Annotated in this window: 1 protein-coding gene; it reads right to left on the bottom strand. The window is 77.8% G+C overall.

All coding sequences use genetic code 11. The features are described from left to right. The coding region (locus DW309_RS06085) for a beta-propeller fold lactonase family protein (protein WP_136044856.1) at positions 1-320 on the bottom strand (320 nt) is incomplete at both ends.

The raw sequence follows: 320 nt of genomic DNA on the forward strand, positions 1-320 counted from the left end.
CGGCGAGGGTCGTCGGGTCGAGGATGCGCAGCACGTCCGCGCCGAGGTCGGTCACGCCGATGCCGGCGGCGAGCGCGAGGGCGTCGTGGGCGTGCGGGCCGTCCTGTCGTTCGGGGTCGGGTCCACCGCCGGTGAACGCGACCACTCGGGCGGCCGCGGCGAAGCCGCCGTCCCGGTCGAGGTCGACCACCCCGAGCGCCCCGTTCCCGTACCCGGGGATCAGCAGGCGCCGCGAAGCCGCGTCGAACCGCACCCGGCACGGCAGCTCCACCCCCGGCAGGGCGAGGCTCTGCCGCACGACCCAGTCGGCCGCGCCGTCG

It is taken from the genome of Microbacterium sp. K41 (genome assembly GCF_004794395.1).
GTDB lineage: Bacteria > Actinomycetota > Actinomycetes > Actinomycetales > Microbacteriaceae > Microbacterium > Microbacterium sufflavum.